Below are 17,088 nucleotides of genomic sequence, written 5' to 3'. Positions count from 1 at the left end.
GGCTCTACTGCGGTGGGACGGGGTCGATATAGCGCAGTGGGGCATGTGAATTCAGCAGCCAGGCTCCGCCCTTGGCCGTCTGCCCGATGGGGTACATGCGTGTTCCATCAGCGCGGGTGCATGCGGCCAGCCCGGTGAGGACTTCCCCGTGGGTGCACCACAGGGTGCCGTCGAGGTCGATCGTGTCCAGCGCGGCGCACAGTTCGTCGGGAACCGCATCCGGGCCGAGCAGCGGATGCTCGTGGATGGGCAAGCCGTAGCCGGCGGCCAAGGGTGCGAGGGTGTCGAGGCAGCGGGTGGTCGGGCTGCAGTACAGGACACGCAACTCGACTCCGGTGAGCGTGGCGACGAGGCCGGTGGCCTGGTCACGTCCGAGCGCGCTGAGAGGCCGGTCGGCGTCGGACCCGCTCCAGTCTTGCTTTCCTATCGCATGGGCGTGCCGGAGCAGGATGAACATCCCGGGCCTCCCTCGACGAGAGCGTGCGTGTGCGGGTCAGCATAGGCGCCGGGACACCGAGGTGTGACGCTCTTGACGTGCTCTCAATATCCTATGGCTTCGCGGATGAGAACGACGGTCCCGCGGCCGGCGATCAGCTCGCGTCCGTCGATCAGGATCTTCGAGATTCGCGAGGGTCGTCGCATTTCTCCTGCGCTCGATCCCGCAGCGGTCGTCGAACATCCCACGCGATCGGCAACGCCGCGTCATCGCCCAGCGGCGCGTCCGCTCGGCGTCAGGTTGGGCGATGATGGGATCAACCGCGGCGTCGATCTCGGACGAGCTTTCGGGAGGAGGATTTGCCGGTGAAGGCAGTCATGTACTCCGAATACGGACCGCCGGAAGTCCTCAGCGTCCGCGAGGTTGCGCGACCCACACCGAAGCCGGACGAGGTGTTGGTGCGTGTGCACGCGACGACGGTGACGAGGGCGGAGACCCTGATGCGCCGGGGGTTGCCCCGTTGGGGGCGTGTCGTCCTCGGCGTCACTCGGCCGCGGAGGAATCGGCGGATTCTCGGGCTCGAATTTGCCGGAGAGATCGACGCTGCGGGCGCGGACGTGCGCCGATTCGCTGCCGGCGACCAGGTTTTCGGATTCGCCGGATTCCATCTGGGTGCGTGCGCCGAACACGTCTGCTTGCCCGAGTCCGGATCGCTCGAACGGAAGCCCGTCGGCATCGGCTTCGAGGAGGCGGCCGCCGCGGTCGACGGACCCTCGACGGCACTGTACTTCCTTCGAGACAAGGCACACGTCCGCAGCGGCCGGCACGTCTTGGTCAACGGCGCCTCCGGGAGCATCGGAACCGCCGCGGTGCAACTCGCCAAACACCTCGGCGCCGAAGTCACCGCGGTGTGCGGGTCCCGTAACGCCGATCTGGTCACCGACCTGGGCGCCGACCACGTCGTCGACTACCACACGGAAGACTTCACCTCCCACGAGGCGGCCTACGACGTCATCTTCGACACCGTCAGCCCGACTTCGTTCGCGCGATGCCGACGGGCACTCACGCCGCACGGCTGTTACCTCCCCACAACCGGTCTGATCAACTGGCCGCTCGGTGCGTGGACTGCGCTGCGCGGCGGAAGGACCGTTCGACCGGGGATGTCCGTCGAGAAGAAGAGCGCACTTGCCTATGTGAAGGAACTGATCGAGTCCGATGGGTTTCGCGTCGTCGTCGACCGCAATTTCCCGATGGATCGGATCGTCGACGCACACCGATACGTCGACCTCGGCCACAAGGTCGGCAACGTGACGGTCACCGTCAGCGGTTGACCATCCGGCGGTCAACCGGCCTTGCGTCCTCGGAAGACCCGATCCTCGAGGACCGGTACGGCGGTGCTCCGGTCGACTTCGGCGGCGATGGCGACGTCCTCCGGGTATCCCGCTGCGCGCAATTCTCGTCCCGACGCACATGCCGCGAGAGACTGCGGGAGGGTGTCCGCGACGGCGCGACAGGCGGCGATGGCCATCCGTGCTTCCGGCGACGCTTCGGCGTCCCAGCCGGCCGCGGTCAGTGCGGACATCACGGCGCCCGCACCCCACAGGTCTTCGATCGCGGGCCGGAGTTCGCCGCCCGGCCACTTCTCACCGGCGGCGATCACCGCCACCACCGTCGTCGGCGGGTAGTGCCGGGCGATCCAGCCGGCGACCGCGGTCGCATTCCGTAGGGAGGCGCCGACGCACACCCCGGCTTCGGCGCCGAGCTCGAAGCAGATGCTCGATCCGTTCGGCGACGGGAAGACCAGCCGGCGCGGCGCGGTGGTGCGTCGAATCGTGTTCGGCGACAAGCTGATCTGGCCGTTCGTCGCTCGGCTGCGCCCGACGGCGAGGCCCAATCGAACCGCAGTCCGTAGTCCAGTTGAAGTGTTCGCGATTCACGTCGACTTCCTCGGGTTCGGTTGCTCGTCGTGACGGTTGTCCCTCGCGGTGAGCGCGACGAGAGCGGTGAGCACCGTGGTGACCGCGTCGCGTGGGGCGCCGGGCAGCAGCGCGGCACCGATGTCCCGGGTCGCCCGGGGATCGTCGAGGCGTATCTGCGCGCAGCCGGGTGGGGGAGTGTCGGCGGCCGGCATGATGCCGACGCCCAAGCCGGATGCCACCAGGCCCGACACGGTCCGCAGGTCCTCGCCTTCGAACGCGATCGTGGGGAGGGCGCCGGCCCGTGCGAACAGGTCGTCGACGGACCCGCGGAGGCCGTAGCCCGGCTTGAGCGTGACGATCGGCTCGGATGCGAGGTCGCGGATCGTCGTCGATGTCGAGGCGGCCCGCGGGTGGTCGGAGGGCACCAGGACGACGAGTGGCTGTTCGAACAGCGGCGTGACCGTCAGTCCGTCCGGCGGTGGGTTGAGGCGAGAGACGAGGGCGATGTCCGCTTCCCCGTCGACGAGGGTGTTCAGGCACGTGCGGCGCGCGCCCTGGCTGAGGACGAAACGGATCGCCGGATCCTCCGCGCGGACGATCCGAATCAACTCGGGCACGAGGTGCTCGCCGAGCGACGTCTGAAACGCGATGCGGACGGTTGCCCGCGTCCTTCGGTCCTGCGACTGGACGGCGTCGAGGCCGTCCACCACCGCCTCGAGTGCGCGTTGCGCGTACGGCACCAGTGTCCGGCCTGCATCCGTCAACCGGACGCCACGCCCGTCCGGTTCCAGGAGTGGTGTGCCGAGTTGCTTCTCCAGCCGGCGGACTATCCGGCTGACCGTGGGCTGAGGCATACCGAGCATCGCGGCGGCAACGGTCACGTGTTCGACCTCGCCGAGGGCGACGAGGACGGGAAGGTGTGGCAGCAGGGCCTTGACCGCCTCGCTATTCATGACCCAACTGTATGAGTTCTGCGCCCAACATGCATTGGATTCATCGGTCGCGTCGCTTTACCGTCGAGGGCATGTCCGCCACGCATTTCACCGAGAAGGGCACCCGCGAGCCGGTGGCCTCTCGAGAGGTGCCGACGGAGTCGAATCGGGACCGGCGACTCTCGGCGGCCCTGTGGTGTGCGGGCCTGGCGACCTTCGCGTTGATGTATGCGCCGCAGGGCCTCCTTACGCAGATCGGGCACGACGCCTCCGTCAGTGCCGCACAGGCTTCGCTTCTGGTCTCGGCGGCCACCCTCGGGCTGGCGTTGTCGGTGCTGCCGTGGGCCCGGTTCTCGGATCGAGTCGGGCGTCCCACCGCGATGCGATATGCGGCGGCAACTGCCGGGCTGCTCGCCGTGGCCGTTCCCTGGCTTCCCACGTTCGAGGCCCTGGTGGCGGGACGCTTCGTGCAGGGCGTGGCGCTCGGTGGACTACCCGCGTTGGCGATGACGCTGCTCCACGAGGTCGCGGCTCCGGCACGGACGGCGGTGCTGGCCGGTTCCTACGTTGCCGCAACATCTCTGGGTGGGCTGAGTGGTCGGCTTCTGGTCGTCCCGGTGGCGGATCATCTCGGGTGGCGTCCCGCGCTGGCGATTCTCGGAGTGGGCGTGGCGATTCTGATGGCCGTCCTGATCGTGCTGTTACCCGCCGGGCAGGGGCGGCGCTCCGCCGTCCCGTCCAGCGGCAGTCTCGCGGTTCACCTGCGGGATGTCCGGATGCTGGCACTGTTCGGCATCGGTGCGCTGCTCGTCGGCGGCATGGTGGCGGTCTTCAACTACCTTCCCTTCCGCCTCGAGGCAGCCCCCTACCATCTGGCGCCGACGGTGGTGTCGCTGATCTTCCTTGCGTACCTGGCGGGCACCGCGGGCTCCCGCGCCGCGGGCTGGATGGTGGGACGGCTCGGCCACCGAACGGTGCTCGTGCTGGCCTGCACGTTCATGGCAGGCGGGACGGTCCTGAGCCTCGACGGATCGCTGATCACGATCCTCCTCGGTCTGGCCGCGGTGACCGCCGGACTGTTCGTCGGCCACGCCGTCGCGTCCGGCATGGTCGGCGCGCACGCGACAACGGGCAGGGCGCAGGCAACGGCGCTGTACAACGTCTCCTATTACGCCGGATCCAGCCTCTTCGGCTGGGTCGGCGGTATCGCCTGGGCGAGCGGACACTGGGCCGGCGTGGCCGTGCTCGTCCTCGCCCTGACGGCGCTGGCCCTCGTCCTCTCGCTCCTCCCGAAGTCGAGCCCGCCGCGCTGAATCTCTCGGGTGGGCCCGGGGCTACTGGCCGAGGGCAGACCTGTTGTAATGGGGGACGAGACAAGGGGGAGGTCGCTTGATGCCTGACGTATTCCTGCTCGGTGCCGTGCTGTCCGGCGGCATCGGTGTCCTGGGATTGGCCGTCGCTCTGTTCGGGGGATCGGAGCCGAACTCTGTGTGCGCGTGCACATTCGACGGGCGAGCCGAAGTCTGCGACGATCGCCGGTCCTGACCGGACACTCGAACCCGGGTTGCCGGACGTCGAACCCGCGACCGGGTGACCGATGATTTTCCGCGGGTCGGGGAGTCCTACCCGGCAGACGGTGCGTCGGACCGAAGGAGAGAGCCGTGGAAGATGTCTGGTCGATGGTGCATGCGGAGCGTGCCGCGCTGATCGACGACCTCGTGAACCTCGACGCCGAGCGGTGGGACGAGCCGTCGCTCTGCGGCGAGTGGACCGTCCACGACGTGGTCGCTCACCTGGTCGACACGGCTCGAACGACGCGCCTCGGGTTCGTGGTCGGCCTCGCCCGGGCGCGGTTCGACTTCGACCGCCAGAACGCTCGCGGCGTGGAACGCGAACGCGGTGCCTCGCCGCAGGAGACGCTGGAGCGGCTTCGCCGGGTGGCGTCGCGCACGTCGACACCCCCGGCGCCCCTCGACAGCCGGCTCGTCGAGGAGGTCGTGCACGGTGAGGACATTCGTCGACCGCTGGGCCTCACCCGCTCCTACCCGGCGGAGGCAGTCGTCAGATCACTCCGCCTGCAGACGCGCACCCCGGCGTCCTTCGGCGGCGCCAAGGAACTTGTCGCTCGTGTCCGGCTGACGGCCGCGGACGCCGACGTATCGATCGGCGACGGTCCGCACGTGAGCGGCAGTGCCCTGTCCCTCCTTCTGGCCGTATCCGGCCGGAAGGTGGCGCTGGACGACCTCGACGGACCGGGAGTCGGCACGCTGGCGGCGGCGCTCTGAGATCGTCCCGCAGGGGTTCGAGAGCCGCGTCGTCATTCGAAGGTCACCTCGGCGCCCCTCAGGGTCGGCGCGCCGATGTGTGTCGTCCAGCTCGGCACGTCCTCCGGTGCCATGCCGCCGGCCTCGCCGTAGACGACATCCAGGGTGTCCTGTTCCATCTTCGAACCCGGGTAACTTGCGGGGGTGACCTGGGCTCCGTACCCGGGAACCTGATCGGGGACGCCGGCGGGCGCAGGGAAGTACTCGATGGCCGACGGTCCAGGATTCCGCGTGGGCACCTGGTAGGAGCCGTCGTTGAACGATCCGCCCGGGTATTGCGGAAACCTCCCGCCGGGTGCGGTGACGTTGTCGTAGCAAGCCGGTCCGCGGTTGTCGAGCAGGCGCGGCTCGTCCTGGTTGGGTAGGTAGCGGCCCTTCGGGTTGACGAACTGCACGGTGCCTCGCCCGCCGGGATGAGGATCGTCGAGCGCGAGCAACTCGAGGGCGATCGGCGCCGCCCGCACGAAGGCCGCCAGGGTGCAGCCGAAGCTCGGTGAGTAGCGGCCGAGGAGCTGCAGCGCCTCACGCGAGTCGGAGGCGATCGTCACGATGCTCCGGGAATTCGCCTGCAGAAGGTCCGCGGTGGACGCACTTGTCCCGGTGACTGTCGCGAGCAGCGTGGCGATCTCATTCTGCTTCTCCACCACGGTGTTTCCGGTGGTCCGCAGGTTGTCGAGGGCGTTGACCAGATCGGGCGCCGCCTCGGAATACGTCTGCGAGAAGTCCGCCAGGCCGCGCAGATCCTCCTGGATGGCGGGAAGTTCGGTGTTCAGCGCGCCGAAGATCTTTTCGAGACGGTCGAGTGTCAGCCCGAGTTCGGCGCCGCGTCCGCTCAGACCTTGGGACAGCGCCCCGAGCGTGTTCGCCAGGTCCTGCGGCGGAATCGCCTGCAGGAGCGGCAGCAGGCCGTCCAGCACCTCGCCGACCTCGACGGTGTTGTCGCTCTTGTCCTGGCGCAGCGTGTCGCCGGCCTGGATCGGCGGGGCCGTGTCGCCCTCCGGGACGATCAGCGAGACATAGCGTTCGCCGAACAGCGTCTTGGGCAGCAGCCGCGCCGTCGCGTTGGACGGGATCAGCGGTGCCTTGTCCGGCTGGATCGCGAGAGCGAGCGTGACCTCGCCCTCCTGGGAGGACGCCGAGCGCACCTCGCCGACGATGAGGCCACGGAGCTTTACATCCGCGTCGGGTGCCAATGCGTTTCCGGCGCTGTCGGTGACGAGGTCGATCTCCACGACCTTGGTGAAGGTCTTGTCGAAGATTGCGAACGAGACTGCCAGGAACAGCGCGAGGACGAGGAAGAACACCAACCCCAGTACCCGTCGGCTTACGACGGATGCCGTGTCGTTCATTCGACCACCCTCACGATCGCCGTCGGTGGTGGCCGCCGAGACCGCGTCGATATGCGCCAACCTCCCGGTCCATCGTGCCTCGCACAGGGTGGATGTGGTGCCGCATCGGCCCAGGTGCCGACAAATTCTCGGCCACTCTCGGCTTCGGCGGTGCGGTCCCCGCCGTTTCGGCGCCCGTGCGCCCGTATCGGAGCGATACGCTTGAGGGGGAAATTCGGCGGAAGGACACAATGTGGGGCAACAACGACCCGTCGCCGTACCGCGCGTAGCCGCCGTGTGATCGCACGGGGCTGCACTCCGAGTTACCGATGTACGAGCCGACCGACCTGGTCGAATCAGCAGAACGAACCCGCACAGCGCTTGCTACCGTCGTGGCACGGTTTTCGGACGCGTGGGGGTCCGGGTGCCCGCCTGACCTGTCCGCCTTCCTACCCCGCGAACCCGCTGAGCGACGTTCGATACTGATCGAACTGATCAAGATCGACCTCGAATACCGCTGGCTTCGCTACGACTTTCCCAAACGACTGACCGAGTACCGAGCGGAGTTCGCGGAACTGCAGGACGGACCGCTTCCCGCCGAGTTGGTCTACGAGGAATTTCACGCCCGGCGTCGCAGTACGCCCGAAGCCGATGCGGCCACCATGGCCGCCGAGGCTGCCACCATGGTGGGCGGCCGGGGACCCGAAGAGTTCACGGATGACTACTGCAGCACCATGATCGCTCGACCGCGCGCACAGGTTGTTCTCGGCAACATCGACGTCGGCGACCGTGTCGACGACTTCGACCTGTTGATGAGGATCGGGTCCGGCGCCTTCGCCCAGGTATATCTAGCGCGGCAACAATCGATGCAGCGACTCGTCGCGGTCAAGATTTCCCACAACCACGGCATCGAGCCGCAGACCCTCGCGCAGCTGGATCACGACTACATCGTGCGCATCTACGACCAGCGACTGATTGCCGAGGGCGAGTTGAAGTTGCTCTACATGCAGTATCTGCCGGGGGGAACGCTGCTCGATGTGGTACATCTACTGCGCTCGACGCCGACGGAACACCGGAGTGGGCAACTGCTGCTCGACGCCGTCGACGGGGTCCTTGCCGCCAAGGGCGAGGTGCGGCCGACCGAATCCGCTGTTCGAACACGGATCGCCTCCCTGACGTGGCCGGAGACGGTGGCCTGGCTGGGCCGCCGGCTTGCCGACGCGCTTCGGCACGCCTCCGAACGCGGGGTGCTGCATCGAGACATCAAACCGGCGAACGTGCTGCTGAGCGCCGAGGGGATTCCGAAGCTGGCCGACTTCAACGTCAGCTCCAGCCAACGAATCAAGGGCACCAGTCCGCTGGCGTATTTCGGTGGCTCACTGGCCTACATGTCACCCGAACAGCTCGAAGCCTGCCACCCGGGCTCACCGACCACCGCCGCCGACCTCGACACCCGAAGCGACATCTTCGCGCTCGCGGTCATGCTGTGGGAGTTGCTCACCGGACGTCGGCCGTTCGCGGACGAAACCACGGCCGGTGAGTCGGAGACGTCGCTGGCCCGCATGCTCGAACTGCGGCGCAGGCCCGTGGATGCGCAGTTCCTGTCGGAGCTTCCGCCGGATTGCCCGATGGCCCTGCGCCGGGTACTGCTGAAATGCCTGTCGCCCGACCGCGAAGACCGCTATCCGAGCGGTTCGGAATTGGCCCAGCAGTTGGACTTGTGCCTCGAGAAGCGGTCCCGGGACCTGGTCTATCCGCCGCCGAACAGTTGGCGGGCGCGACTGTCGCAGTGGCCCACCCCCATCCTGTGGACGTCGTCATGGGTAGGTGTCGGCCTTGCGACGATCTATTTCGCCGTGCACCTGCAGGAACTGCTCAACGAGCGGCTGTCCGATGCCATCTATGCGCAGCTCTACGCTGCCGTCGTCGTTTTCATCCTCTGCTTCCTCCCGCTGGCCGTCGTCATCTATGCCTATATGTCCCGCGATCTGCTCGCTGTGCCCCGCGGCCTGCGTAGCGGCAGACGCTACGACGAGGCCGTCCTCGCACGGGTTCGGTCACGAACACTGTTCTGGGGCGACCTGTGTGCGATGAACACGTTGCTGTCCTGGGTCTTGGCAACGGTGTGGGGGGTGGGGGCGATGCGGTGGTTGACCGACCTCCCTGCTCGGTTGCAGGTCCATGCGGTGACGACCACTCTGGTGGCGGCTGGGATCTCCGTCGCCTACACATTCTTCCTGTCGACGTTTTACATCGTGCGCTGCGTCTATCCCATCTATCTGCGACACGGGCTCACGACGGCGCACGACGCCGACGTTCTCGGCGGGCTGCGCCGAAGGACGACGGTGTATCTGGCGGTGACGGCATCTGTGCCGCTCGTCGGTGTCCTGGCCGGATTCAGCACCCTCGAACCCGAGGAGTTGCCACTGGTGCGCGATTCGGTCCTGGGGTTGTGCGCGGCCTCCGGGCTCGCGTTCGTCGCCGTGTACTGGCTGTACAGGAAACTGGACGCGGACGTCCGCGCACTCGAGCGGGTGGTCTGACGCAACCGAGAATCTCTGATGCGGGCCACTTTCGACGGGTGCGATCCGGTGGGCATGCGCGCAGACTGGAACCAGGAGGTCATCATGCGATTGATACGGGGCCTGCTCGATGTGGTGCTGGGAATTCTCACGGCCGTGCTCGGCACGGTGCTCGGGATCGTCGCGGCCGTGGTGTGGCTCGTCGGCGGGATACTGTGCGTGACGATCCTCCTGATCCCTCTGGGCCTGCCCGTCATGAGGCTCGCCCGCCGACTCTTCACCCTCGCCGGAAAGCTGATGCATTTACCGTGACGGCGTCTCGCCGGCCGGCGAGGGATCGCGGTCGTCGCTGCGCAGAATGAAGAAGATGAACGGGGCTTCACGGCCGAGCTGCTCGAACAGTTCCGGAGAGCGATCGCGCACGGCGGCACCGGGGCGCGGCTCCGAGACACGTTCGACGGTGAATCCCGCCGCGGTGAAGGCGTCGAACATGGCGTGCAACGGCCGGTGCCAGAACCTCATGAGGAACCTCTCACCGGACTTCACCCATTCCTCGGTGAACTCGAACGTTCCGAGGTAGTCGCCCTGCCCGGACGGCCTGAAGTCCACGAACGGGTGATGCGTCGAGATGATGACGCACCCGCCCGGCGCGAGGACCCGTCGAAACTCGGACAACGGTCCCGACCAGTCGTGGAGGTAGTGCATCACCAGCGACGCCACCACGACGTCGAAGGTCGATGACCGGATGGGCAACTGCTGGTCGAGATCTGCCTGGATCAACGGGACGTCGGGTCCCAGGCGGTGCCGGGCGATCGCGAGCAGGTTCGTGCTGAGATCGACGCCGGTTACCGCAGCGCCCGAGGCGGCGAGCGCCTGCGACAGCACACCGCTGCCGCAGCCCGCATCCAGCACCCTCCGGCCGGCGACGTCGCCGACCAGCGCCAACGTCGCCGGTCGCTCGTACAACGCGTTATATACGTTGTCCTCGATGTCGGCGTCGTACGCCGACGCGTACTTGTCGTAGTCGTTGAATATCGCCACGACCCGATCATGTCGCATCGGAGTCGCCGCCGGTTCCAGGCGCGGCGTCGCCGAACTCGTCACTGGCGGCGTCACCGCCGCAACGGGTGTCAGGGAAGGGTGATCACGATCTTTCCGAGCGCCTCACCGGAACGCAGCCGATCGGCAGCCCGCTCCTCTTTCGTCGCCCGCAGGCAGTCTGCGAACGTCTGCCCCACGACATGGTCGAGCACGACGTGTTCGGCGAGCAGGCCTGTCGGCAGCGCGCAGGCGACCTCCTTTTGTGGTGTTCGGATCGTTCAGGAGCGGCGGGTGCGCGGTGCGTGGTACTGCACGTCGGTGACTTCCTCGAGCCAGGTCGTCTCCGGCGCGCCGGAACCGTCGCCTTCCCAGATCGCAAGGTGTTCCATGAACCGCTCTTCGGCGGCGCCGTGCCAGTGCTCCTCACCGGCGGGACAGGTCACGGTCTCGCCCGGGTGGGCTGCGAAGACGACACCGTCGCGGGTGCCGACCAGCGCGACACCGGAGACGACGTGCAGGGTTTGCCCGAGGACGTGGCGATGCCAGAACGTGCGGGCGCCGGGGGAGAATCGAACCATGTTCGTCCGTACCCGCGAGGGTTCCTTACCTGCGTAGATGACGTCGTACCAGACGTCGCCGGTGAATTGTCCGGCCGGCCCCTTGCCCGTGGGGACGGGGGTGATGAACTCCATGAGGTTCTCCTCAGTTGTCGGCGGCGAGGTCGAAGTGCGCGGAGATCTGACGGGATGCGCCCGGGCAGGTTCGCGGTCTCACTCAGTAAAGGCGGGTGAGCTCGCCCGCGGGAGTGCCTGCTCTTCCGGGTAATCGCAGTACCTCCCTCGGCCCTGCGACCCGGAGCCGACGACGATGTGCTGTTCGGCGATGTCTGGACCCGCCGCGAGCTGCCTTCGCCGCGATACGCGCACTGCGGACCGTTGTCGACGAGGGAGAAGGCGCAGAAGTCTGAAGCCGTCGAATCTGCCGAGCCGGGATTCGGCCACCGCCATACAGCTGTGGCGACGCACAACACCGGCACCGGGTGAATTACTGTTCACCCCGTGGTGCACCATGATGGAGAATGCTCGACTCGATGATGTTGGTGAGGAACTCCATGGATCCCGTAGTCGCACAATCCGAATTCGCCGGTGATGGTGTCATGCTTGCCGCCGACCGGTGGGATCCACCGACACCCAGTGCCGGCGGATCAGGCGTCGACAGAAAGGGCCTGGTCCTGCTGCTGCACGGCGGCGGGCAGACCCGGCATTCCTGGCGGAACACCGGACGCAGCCTCGCGGCGGACGGCTGGTCCGCCATTGCGCTGGATGCCCGTGGGCATGGGGACAGTCAGTGGGCGCCGGACGGGGATTACGGCATCGATGCGTTGGTCGCCGACTTGACCTCGGTCATCGCAGGGCTGGGGGAGAAGCCGGTTCTCGTCGGTGCCTCGATGGGCGGTATGACGTCGTTGATCGGGCAGGGGGAGAATCCCGATCTCGCTTGCGGTCTGGTCTTGGTCGATATCGCGCCGAAGGTCGAGACGAGCGGTACCGCGGAGATCATGGCCTTCATGCGCAGTGGCCTCGAGGGTTTCGCGAGCCTCGACGACGCGGCAGCAGCGATCGCGGCGTACACCCCGAACCGTGTCCGCAAGCCCAACCCGCAGGGGTTGCGCAAGAATCTTCGCCTGCGTGATGGCCGTTGGTACTGGCATTGGGATCCGGAGTTCCTTCGCGTCGGCGACGAACCCACTCGCCAATCCGACTCGATCGTGCGATACGAACGCGCTCGGGACGCCGCGGCCGCGATCACCGTTCCCACGATGCTCGTTCGTGGCCAGCAATCCAACGTGGTGAGTGAGGAAGGCGCGAAAGAGCTGCTCGAACTGATCCCGACCGCCAAGCTGATCGACGTCACCGGTGCGGGTCACATGGTGGCCGGCGACGACAACGATGTCTTCAGCGGCGGGTTGAAGGGGTTCCTCGACGAAGACGTTGTCGCGATCCGCCGCTGAAGACATCGAGCCGCTCGAATGTAGCCGGCCGTTGGAAGCTCGTCCTGCGATTCCTCCGGTCTGCTCTCCCGTCCCACCGCCGGGCACGGCGCGCAGCGATATCAGCTGATGCGGATGAGTTTCTTGTTCACGAATTCGTCGATCCCGTATTTGCCGAGTTCGCGACCGAAGCCTGAGCGTTTGACGCCGCCGAACGGCAGCTCGACTCCTTCGGCGCCAACGGCATTGACGAACACCATGCCCGCGTCCAGCGAGTCGGCGACGCGGTCGGCCTGAGCGGGGTCGGTGGTGAAGACATACGAGCCGAGACCGAACGGGGTGTCGTTGGCCAGTTCGACGGCCTCGGCCTCGGAGCCTGCCTTGTAGACGGTCGCTACCGGCCCGAACAGTTCCTCCCGGTACGTGCGCGAATCGGGCGACACATTCGTCAGCACGGCGGGTGGGAAGAAGGCTCCCTGCCGTTCACCCTCGGACTCGAGGGTGGCGCCCTCGGCGATCGCCTGCTTCACCTGCTCGGCCAGTCGGTCGGCGGCGGCGACCGACGACAGCGGCGCGAGGCCGTCAGCAGAGGCGAGCACTTCCGCGGTGAATTTGCCGACGAAATCGTCGTACAGGTCCTCGGCGATGATGAATCGCTTCGCTGCGTTGCAGGCCTGCCCGGTGTTTTCGAAACGGCCTTCCACTGCCGCCTTGACAGTGGCGTCGAGGTCATCGGAACTGAGCACGATGAACGGATCGGAACCGCCGAGTTCCAGCACCACCTTCTTGAGATTGCGTCCGGCGATCTCGGCGACCGCCGCACCCGCACGCTCGGACCCGGTCAGCGACACGCCCTGGACCCGCGGGTCGGCGATCGCGTCGGCGATCTGCTCGTTGGTCGCGTAGACGTTGACGTAGGCGCCCTCCGGATATCCGGCGTCGCTGAAGATCTGGTGCAGCGCCGCCGCCGATTCGGGACACTGCGGTGCGTGTTTGAGCACGATCGTGTTGCCCAGCGCCAGATTCGGACCCGCGAACCGGGCCACCTGGTAGTAGGGGTAGTTCCACGGCATGATGCCGATCAGCACACCGATCGAGCGCCGCCGGATCAGCGCGGAACCGGTGCCCTCGACCAGGTCGATGGGCTCGTCGGCGAGGAACTTCTCGGCGTTGTCGGCGTAGTACTGGTAGATCGCGGCGCTGAAGTCCACTTCCCCCAGCGACTGATCGAGTGGCTTGCCCATCTCCCGCTGGATGATCTTGGCCAGTTCGTCGCGGCGTTCGGTGTGTAACTCGGCGACTCGCGTGAGCAGTCCAGCGCGCTCGGAAATCGTCGAGCGCCGCGACCACTCACGGTGTGCCTTGTCCGCCGCGGACAACGCCGCCTGCATCTCCTCATCGGTGGCGGTCGGGTATTCGCGCACCGTCTTCCCGGTGGCCGGGTCCACTACTGCGTACAGGCTCATGTCGCGTCTCCTCGGAAGGTCGGGTACCCCAGTATTACGCGCGATGAGGTGCTGCCGTGGGTAGTCACCGGGACTGTTCGGTTGTGAGCTCGTGCATGCGGCCGTGGGCGACGGAGACGGCAGCGGCCGAGCCCACCAGATCGTTGCCGTCGCGACTGACCGATGCCACCACGTCTCCAGGCCTGACATCCTGTGCCAGAACCACTCCAGAACAGCCTGGTGCCCCGATCATGCTGCCGCACCGCATGATCGAGAACTCGTCCGCCGGTCCGAGAGGGTGGTGATTCGCGACGGCGGCCGCGAGCAGCTCACCGGTCGTCACGGCTACGACCGGGGCGGCCGTCGTCCGCCGCGCGACCCTGATGGGTTGCAGTCAGTGAATAGCCGGTTCGGTCGACGCTGTCGCCGTTTGATGGCGCATACACTGGGGCAATGACACTTCCGTCAGCGCCTGTCGCTCCGTTCGGGCGCGTGCTTACTGCTATGGCTACGGCGTTCACCGTGGACGGCGAGATCGACGAGGAGGCGACTGCTCGAATCGCTCTGCACTTGGTCGACCACGGACACGACGGACTGGTCGTGTCCGGGACAACCGGTGAGGCTGCCACGACCACCACCGCCGAGGATGGTCGGATACTGCGAGTGGTCAAGGACGCGGTAGGCAACCGCGCCAAGATCATTGCCGGGGTGGGCACAAACGACACCCGCCATACGCTGGAATTGGCGCGCCAGGCCGTCATGCAGGGTGCCGACGGGCTCCTGCTGGTAACGCCGTACTACAACAGGCCGAGTCAAGGCGGGATACTGCAACACTTTCGCTACGTAGTGGATGCCGTCGATGCCCCCGTCATGCTCTACGACATTCCCAGCCGGGCCGGCACCAAGCTGGCGCCCTCGACATTCGAGGCGATGGCGGACTGGCCGTCCGTGGTCGCGGTGAAGGATGCGGCCGGCGACCCCACACAAGCGATCATGCTGCGCGAATTGGGCTACGCGGTCTACTCGGGAGACGACAGCCTCACCCTGGGTTTCCTCGCGTACGGGGCATGCGGGGTCGTCTCTGTTCTCGGCCACGTGGCGGGCGACGAGATCCGCGCCATGATCGAGGCCTTCTTCTCGGGGGACGTCGAAACCGCGCGGGAGATCAATGCCCGCCTGCAGCCGGCTCTGCGTGCGGTAATGGGTGTCCCCAATTACGGTGCGACGACGGTCAAAGGGGCGCTGCAGTTGCTCGCTGTCCTGCAGAACAGAACCGTGAGGTCCCCTCTACTTGCTCTCGACGACGGCGAGTATGAAGCACTTCGGACGGGGCTGTTGGCTTCAGACTTGCTGCGCTGACCGGGCCGAGTGTGCACTGAGATCTGGATCGACTCATGCGACCACCCACCTGCGTGGCGTCATCGATGGTGTCAGCCGTTGGCGTGGAAGGGGACGCCGTGTCCGCGGCGGCGCGGGGTGGGGCGGCGGAGGATCGTGCGGAGGGCGGCGGTGCCGCCGAGTAGCAGTATGAGCAGTGACTTGTGGATTTTCATGGAATTCCTTCTACTGGGCGGACGCCGGTGTTGTGGCGTCGGTGGTGTTACAGACCGACGACGTGTTCGAGGGTGCCGAGTTCGGTGTCGAGGTGGTCGAGCATGTGGTGCAGGTTCGGGATGGTGCGTCGGCAGCCGGTCAACCCGAACACGAGCTGGTCGTCGCTGCTGGTGCACGTGATGTTCAGGGCTTGTCCGGTGACCGGGATCGACAGGGGGTAGAGGGAGTCGAGGCGGGCGCCGTTCCAGTACAGCGGGGTGCCGGGTCCGGCGACGTTGGAGATCACCAGGTTGAACGGCGGCCGCTGTGGTCCTCGCCGGCCGAGGATCATTTCGATACCGAGTGGGGCGGCGCCGACGGCGCTCATCGCCAGCACTTGGGCGGGGCTCATCGTGCGGAGGGCGTGTTTGCCTTCGCGCATGCAGGTGCGCACGGTGTCGAGGCGGTGGGCGGGGTCGGGTAGGTGGGTGGCGAGGTTGCACATCAGGACCCCGATCCGGTTCCCGTTCGCGGATTCCACATCGATGCCGGAGGTGTTGGGGCGCAGGGACACCGGGACCATCGCGATCAGCGGATCGGCCGGCAGCGCACCGAGGTCGTGCAGGTAGCCGCGCAGTGCTCCTGCGGACATCGCCAGGATGATGTCGTTGACGGTGGCGTCGGCGTGCTTGGCGAGCAGCCGTATCCGTTCGAGTGGCCAGGTGCGGGCGGCGAATTGGCGGGCGCCCCCGATCTCGACGTTGAACATCGTGTGCGGTGCCTGCATGGATAACGGGCCGCCCTCGGCGCGTAGGGCGCGTTCGACGGTGCCGGCGAGAGCCGGTGCCAGGCCGACGACCTCGCTCGACGCGGCGCGGATTCCGCGCAGGACCTGACCCGGTAGGCCACGCGGATTCGGCGGCATCGTTGACGCATGTTCTGGCAGGGCGGTGTCGGTCGCCGTCGCGGGTGCGGCGGGTTGCCAGGGGGCGGGCATGCCCGTGCGGGTGGGGTCCTCGCTCATGCTGCGGCGCAACAGGTTCATCGCCGATGCGCCGTCGGCGAGGGCGTGGTGGATCTTGGTGTACACGGCGTAGCGGCCGTCGGCGAGGCCTTCGATCAGGTGTATCTCCCACAGTGGGCGGGTGCGGTCGAGCGCGGTGCCGTGCAGCCGGGCCACCAGTGTCATCAGTTCGGGCATGCCACCCGGTTGAGGGAGGGCGTTGCGGTGCACGTGGTAGTCGACGTCGACGTCGGTCGCGGTGTCCCAACCCCACTGTCCCAGGGTGGTCACCGATCGTCGGGCCTGCTTGCGGAAGAGCGGTGCCACCTCGTCGGAGGTTGCAGCCGTCTCGAACATCGCCCCCATGTCGGCCGCGTCGGCGCCGTCCGGTGGCGTGAATACTGCCAGCCCGCCGACGTGCATCGGATGTTCCCGCGACTCGCCGAGGAGGAACAGCGAATCGGTCGGCGACATCGGCAGCAGCATGTGAGGTGTCCCTTCCGGCCCCGCTCGCACACCCGCACTGCCACCGCGGGGGTCCCGGGAACCTAGTGTTCAGCTCTAGGTAATCGAGTCGTAAGATAACGGTCAGGTGTGGTTCATGTCACAATCTGG

Annotated in this window: 19 protein-coding genes; 8 read left to right on the top strand and 11 right to left on the bottom strand. The window is 67.0% G+C overall.

The genetic code is table 11. The annotated features are described in order from the left end of the window. Window positions 1-4: 4 nt before the first annotated feature. Window positions 5-457: a SixA phosphatase family protein gene (locus tag JWS13_RS07975; protein WP_206005207.1), complete on the bottom strand. Its 453-nt coding sequence runs from the start codon at window positions 455-457 to the stop codon at window positions 5-7. A 344-nt stretch (window positions 458-801) separates the two neighbouring features. Between JWS13_RS07975 and JWS13_RS07970 the strand changes: the two genes are divergently transcribed. Beyond that, complete coding sequence (locus JWS13_RS07970; RefSeq protein ID WP_206005206.1) at window positions 802-1,767, top strand: NAD(P)-dependent alcohol dehydrogenase; 966 nt, start codon at window positions 802-804, stop codon at window positions 1,765-1,767. A gap of 11 nt (window positions 1,768-1,778) precedes the next feature. Here the strand turns inward: JWS13_RS07970 and JWS13_RS07965 are convergent, their stop codons facing one another. Both JWS13_RS07965 and JWS13_RS07960 read right to left on the bottom strand, forming a co-directional pair. After that, a complete protein-coding gene (locus tag JWS13_RS07965; RefSeq protein ID WP_241032135.1) occupies window positions 1,779-2,330 on the bottom strand; it encodes a 2-phosphosulfolactate phosphatase in 552 nt (183 codons plus the stop codon). Between the two features lie 39 nt (window positions 2,331-2,369). Then, window positions 2,370-3,308 carry a LysR family transcriptional regulator gene (locus JWS13_RS07960; protein ID WP_206005205.1) on the bottom strand — a complete coding sequence of 313 codons (939 nt, stop codon included), beginning with the start codon at window positions 3,306-3,308 and terminating at the stop codon, window positions 2,370-2,372. A gap of 71 nt (window positions 3,309-3,379) precedes the next feature. Here JWS13_RS07960 and JWS13_RS07955 point away from each other — a divergent pair, with 71 nt between their 5' ends. The 3 genes from JWS13_RS07955 (at window position 3,380) to JWS13_RS07945 (ending at window position 5,572) form a co-directional block, all read left to right on the top strand. Beyond that, a complete protein-coding gene (locus tag JWS13_RS07955) occupies window positions 3,380-4,600 on the top strand; it encodes an MFS transporter (RefSeq protein WP_241032134.1) in 1,221 nt (406 codons plus the stop codon). Window positions 4,601-4,679: 79 nt separating this feature from the next. Then, a complete protein-coding gene (locus JWS13_RS07950; protein ID WP_206005203.1) occupies window positions 4,680-4,832 on the top strand; it encodes a hypothetical protein in 153 nt (50 codons plus the stop codon). A 116-nt stretch (window positions 4,833-4,948) separates the two neighbouring features. Continuing rightward, window positions 4,949-5,572, top strand: a complete 624-nt coding sequence (locus JWS13_RS07945; protein WP_206005202.1) for a maleylpyruvate isomerase family mycothiol-dependent enzyme — start codon at window positions 4,949-4,951, stop codon at window positions 5,570-5,572. Window positions 5,573-5,604: 32 nt separating this feature from the next. On the opposite strand, the gene JWS13_RS07940 is transcribed toward JWS13_RS07945, so the two are convergent. Continuing rightward, window positions 5,605-6,960, bottom strand: a complete 1,356-nt coding sequence (locus JWS13_RS07940; protein ID WP_206005201.1) for an MCE family protein — start codon at window positions 6,958-6,960, stop codon at window positions 5,605-5,607. A gap of 308 nt (window positions 6,961-7,268) precedes the next feature. Between JWS13_RS07940 and JWS13_RS07935 the strand changes: the two genes are divergently transcribed. Both JWS13_RS07935 and JWS13_RS07930 read left to right on the top strand, forming a co-directional pair. Continuing rightward, complete coding sequence (locus JWS13_RS07935) at window positions 7,269-9,482, top strand: serine/threonine-protein kinase (protein WP_206005200.1); 2,214 nt, start codon at window positions 7,269-7,271, stop codon at window positions 9,480-9,482. Window positions 9,483-9,566: 84 nt separating this feature from the next. After that, a complete protein-coding gene (locus JWS13_RS07930; RefSeq protein ID WP_124392857.1) occupies window positions 9,567-9,773 on the top strand; it encodes a hypothetical protein in 207 nt (68 codons plus the stop codon). On the opposite strand, the gene JWS13_RS07925 is transcribed toward JWS13_RS07930, so the two are convergent. The 3 genes from JWS13_RS07925 to JWS13_RS07920 form a co-directional block, all read right to left on the bottom strand. Next, window positions 9,765-10,502: a class I SAM-dependent methyltransferase gene (locus JWS13_RS07925; RefSeq protein WP_206005199.1), complete on the bottom strand. Its 738-nt coding sequence runs from the start codon at window positions 10,500-10,502 to the stop codon at window positions 9,765-9,767. The two genes, JWS13_RS07930 and JWS13_RS07925, sit on opposite strands and share 9 nt — an antisense overlap. An 89-nt stretch (window positions 10,503-10,591) precedes the next feature. After that, window positions 10,592-10,714, bottom strand: a complete 123-nt coding sequence (locus JWS13_RS45965) for a hypothetical protein (protein WP_259375212.1) — start codon at window positions 10,712-10,714, stop codon at window positions 10,592-10,594. A gap of 66 nt (window positions 10,715-10,780) precedes the next feature. Next, a complete protein-coding gene (locus JWS13_RS07920; protein ID WP_206005198.1) occupies window positions 10,781-11,194 on the bottom strand; it encodes a (R)-mandelonitrile lyase in 414 nt (137 codons plus the stop codon). Between the two features lie 419 nt (window positions 11,195-11,613). Between JWS13_RS07920 and JWS13_RS07915 the strand changes: the two genes are divergently transcribed. Then, window positions 11,614-12,513 carry an alpha/beta fold hydrolase gene (locus JWS13_RS07915; RefSeq protein ID WP_206005197.1) on the top strand — a complete coding sequence of 300 codons (900 nt, stop codon included), beginning with the start codon at window positions 11,614-11,616 and terminating at the stop codon, window positions 12,511-12,513. A gap of 101 nt (window positions 12,514-12,614) precedes the next feature. Here the strand turns inward: JWS13_RS07915 and JWS13_RS07910 are convergent, their stop codons facing one another. Both JWS13_RS07910 and JWS13_RS07905 read right to left on the bottom strand, forming a co-directional pair. Beyond that, window positions 12,615-13,958 (bottom strand): NAD-dependent succinate-semialdehyde dehydrogenase, encoded by a 1,344-nt coding sequence (locus JWS13_RS07910; protein ID WP_206005196.1) that lies wholly within the window; start codon window positions 13,956-13,958, stop codon window positions 12,615-12,617. Window positions 13,959-14,022: 64 nt separating this feature from the next. Then, the gene (locus tag JWS13_RS07905; protein ID WP_206005195.1) at window positions 14,023-14,280 is read right to left on the bottom strand and encodes a hypothetical protein; all 258 of its coding nucleotides are present in this window, start codon (window positions 14,278-14,280) and stop codon (window positions 14,023-14,025) included. 110 nt (window positions 14,281-14,390) lie between these two features. On the opposite strand from JWS13_RS07905, the gene dapA reads away from it, so the two are divergent. Next, window positions 14,391-15,296 carry a 4-hydroxy-tetrahydrodipicolinate synthase gene (dapA, locus tag JWS13_RS07900; RefSeq protein WP_206005194.1) on the top strand — a complete coding sequence of 302 codons (906 nt, stop codon included), beginning with the start codon at window positions 14,391-14,393 and terminating at the stop codon, window positions 15,294-15,296. Between the two features lie 71 nt (window positions 15,297-15,367). Here the strand turns inward: dapA and JWS13_RS45960 are convergent, their stop codons facing one another. Then, the gene (locus JWS13_RS45960) at window positions 15,368-15,490 is read right to left on the bottom strand and encodes a hypothetical protein (RefSeq protein WP_259375211.1); all 123 of its coding nucleotides are present in this window, start codon (window positions 15,488-15,490) and stop codon (window positions 15,368-15,370) included. 47 nt (window positions 15,491-15,537) lie between these two features. Further along, window positions 15,538-16,959, bottom strand: coding sequence for a WS/DGAT/MGAT family O-acyltransferase (locus JWS13_RS07895; RefSeq protein ID WP_206005193.1), 1,422 nt, complete (start codon window positions 16,957-16,959; stop codon window positions 15,538-15,540). Window positions 16,960-17,088: the final 129 nt, after the last annotated feature.

Origin of the sequence: Rhodococcus pseudokoreensis (genome assembly GCF_017068395.1) — a bacterium.
GTDB lineage: Bacteria > Actinomycetota > Actinomycetes > Mycobacteriales > Mycobacteriaceae > Rhodococcus_F > Rhodococcus_F pseudokoreensis.
Note: the sequence above shows the minus strand (reverse complement) of the source record. Positions and strands in the feature narration are given on the sequence as shown.

Coding starts and splice junctions, on each gene's coding strand:
- JWS13_RS07955 (WP_241032134.1), top strand. CDS start 3,380: ATGTCCGCCACGCATTTCACCGAGAAGGGCACCCGCGAGCCGGTGGCC.
- JWS13_RS07935 (WP_206005200.1), top strand. CDS start 7,269: ATGTACGAGCCGACCGACCTGGTCGAATCAGCAGAACGAACCCGCACA.
- JWS13_RS07910 (WP_206005196.1), bottom strand. CDS start 13,958: ATGAGCCTGTACGCAGTAGTGGACCCGGCCACCGGGAAGACGGTGCGC.
- JWS13_RS07960 (WP_206005205.1), bottom strand. CDS start 3,308: ATGAATAGCGAGGCGGTCAAGGCCCTGCTGCCACACCTTCCCGTCCTC.
- JWS13_RS07895 (WP_206005193.1), bottom strand. CDS start 16,959: ATGCTGCTGCCGATGTCGCCGACCGATTCGCTGTTCCTCCTCGGCGAG.
- JWS13_RS45960 (WP_259375211.1), bottom strand. CDS start 15,490: ATGAAAATCCACAAGTCACTGCTCATACTGCTACTCGGCGGCACCGCC.
- JWS13_RS07930 (WP_124392857.1), top strand. CDS start 9,567: ATGCGATTGATACGGGGCCTGCTCGATGTGGTGCTGGGAATTCTCACG.
- JWS13_RS07975 (WP_206005207.1), bottom strand. CDS start 457: ATGTTCATCCTGCTCCGGCACGCCCATGCGATAGGAAAGCAAGACTGG.
- JWS13_RS07950 (WP_206005203.1), top strand. CDS start 4,680: ATGCCTGACGTATTCCTGCTCGGTGCCGTGCTGTCCGGCGGCATCGGT.
- dapA (WP_206005194.1), top strand. CDS start 14,391: ATGACACTTCCGTCAGCGCCTGTCGCTCCGTTCGGGCGCGTGCTTACT.
- JWS13_RS07940 (WP_206005201.1), bottom strand. CDS start 6,960: ATGAACGACACGGCATCCGTCGTAAGCCGACGGGTACTGGGGTTGGTG.
- JWS13_RS07915 (WP_206005197.1), top strand. CDS start 11,614: ATGGATCCCGTAGTCGCACAATCCGAATTCGCCGGTGATGGTGTCATG.
- JWS13_RS07920 (WP_206005198.1), bottom strand. CDS start 11,194: ATGGAGTTCATCACCCCCGTCCCCACGGGCAAGGGGCCGGCCGGACAA.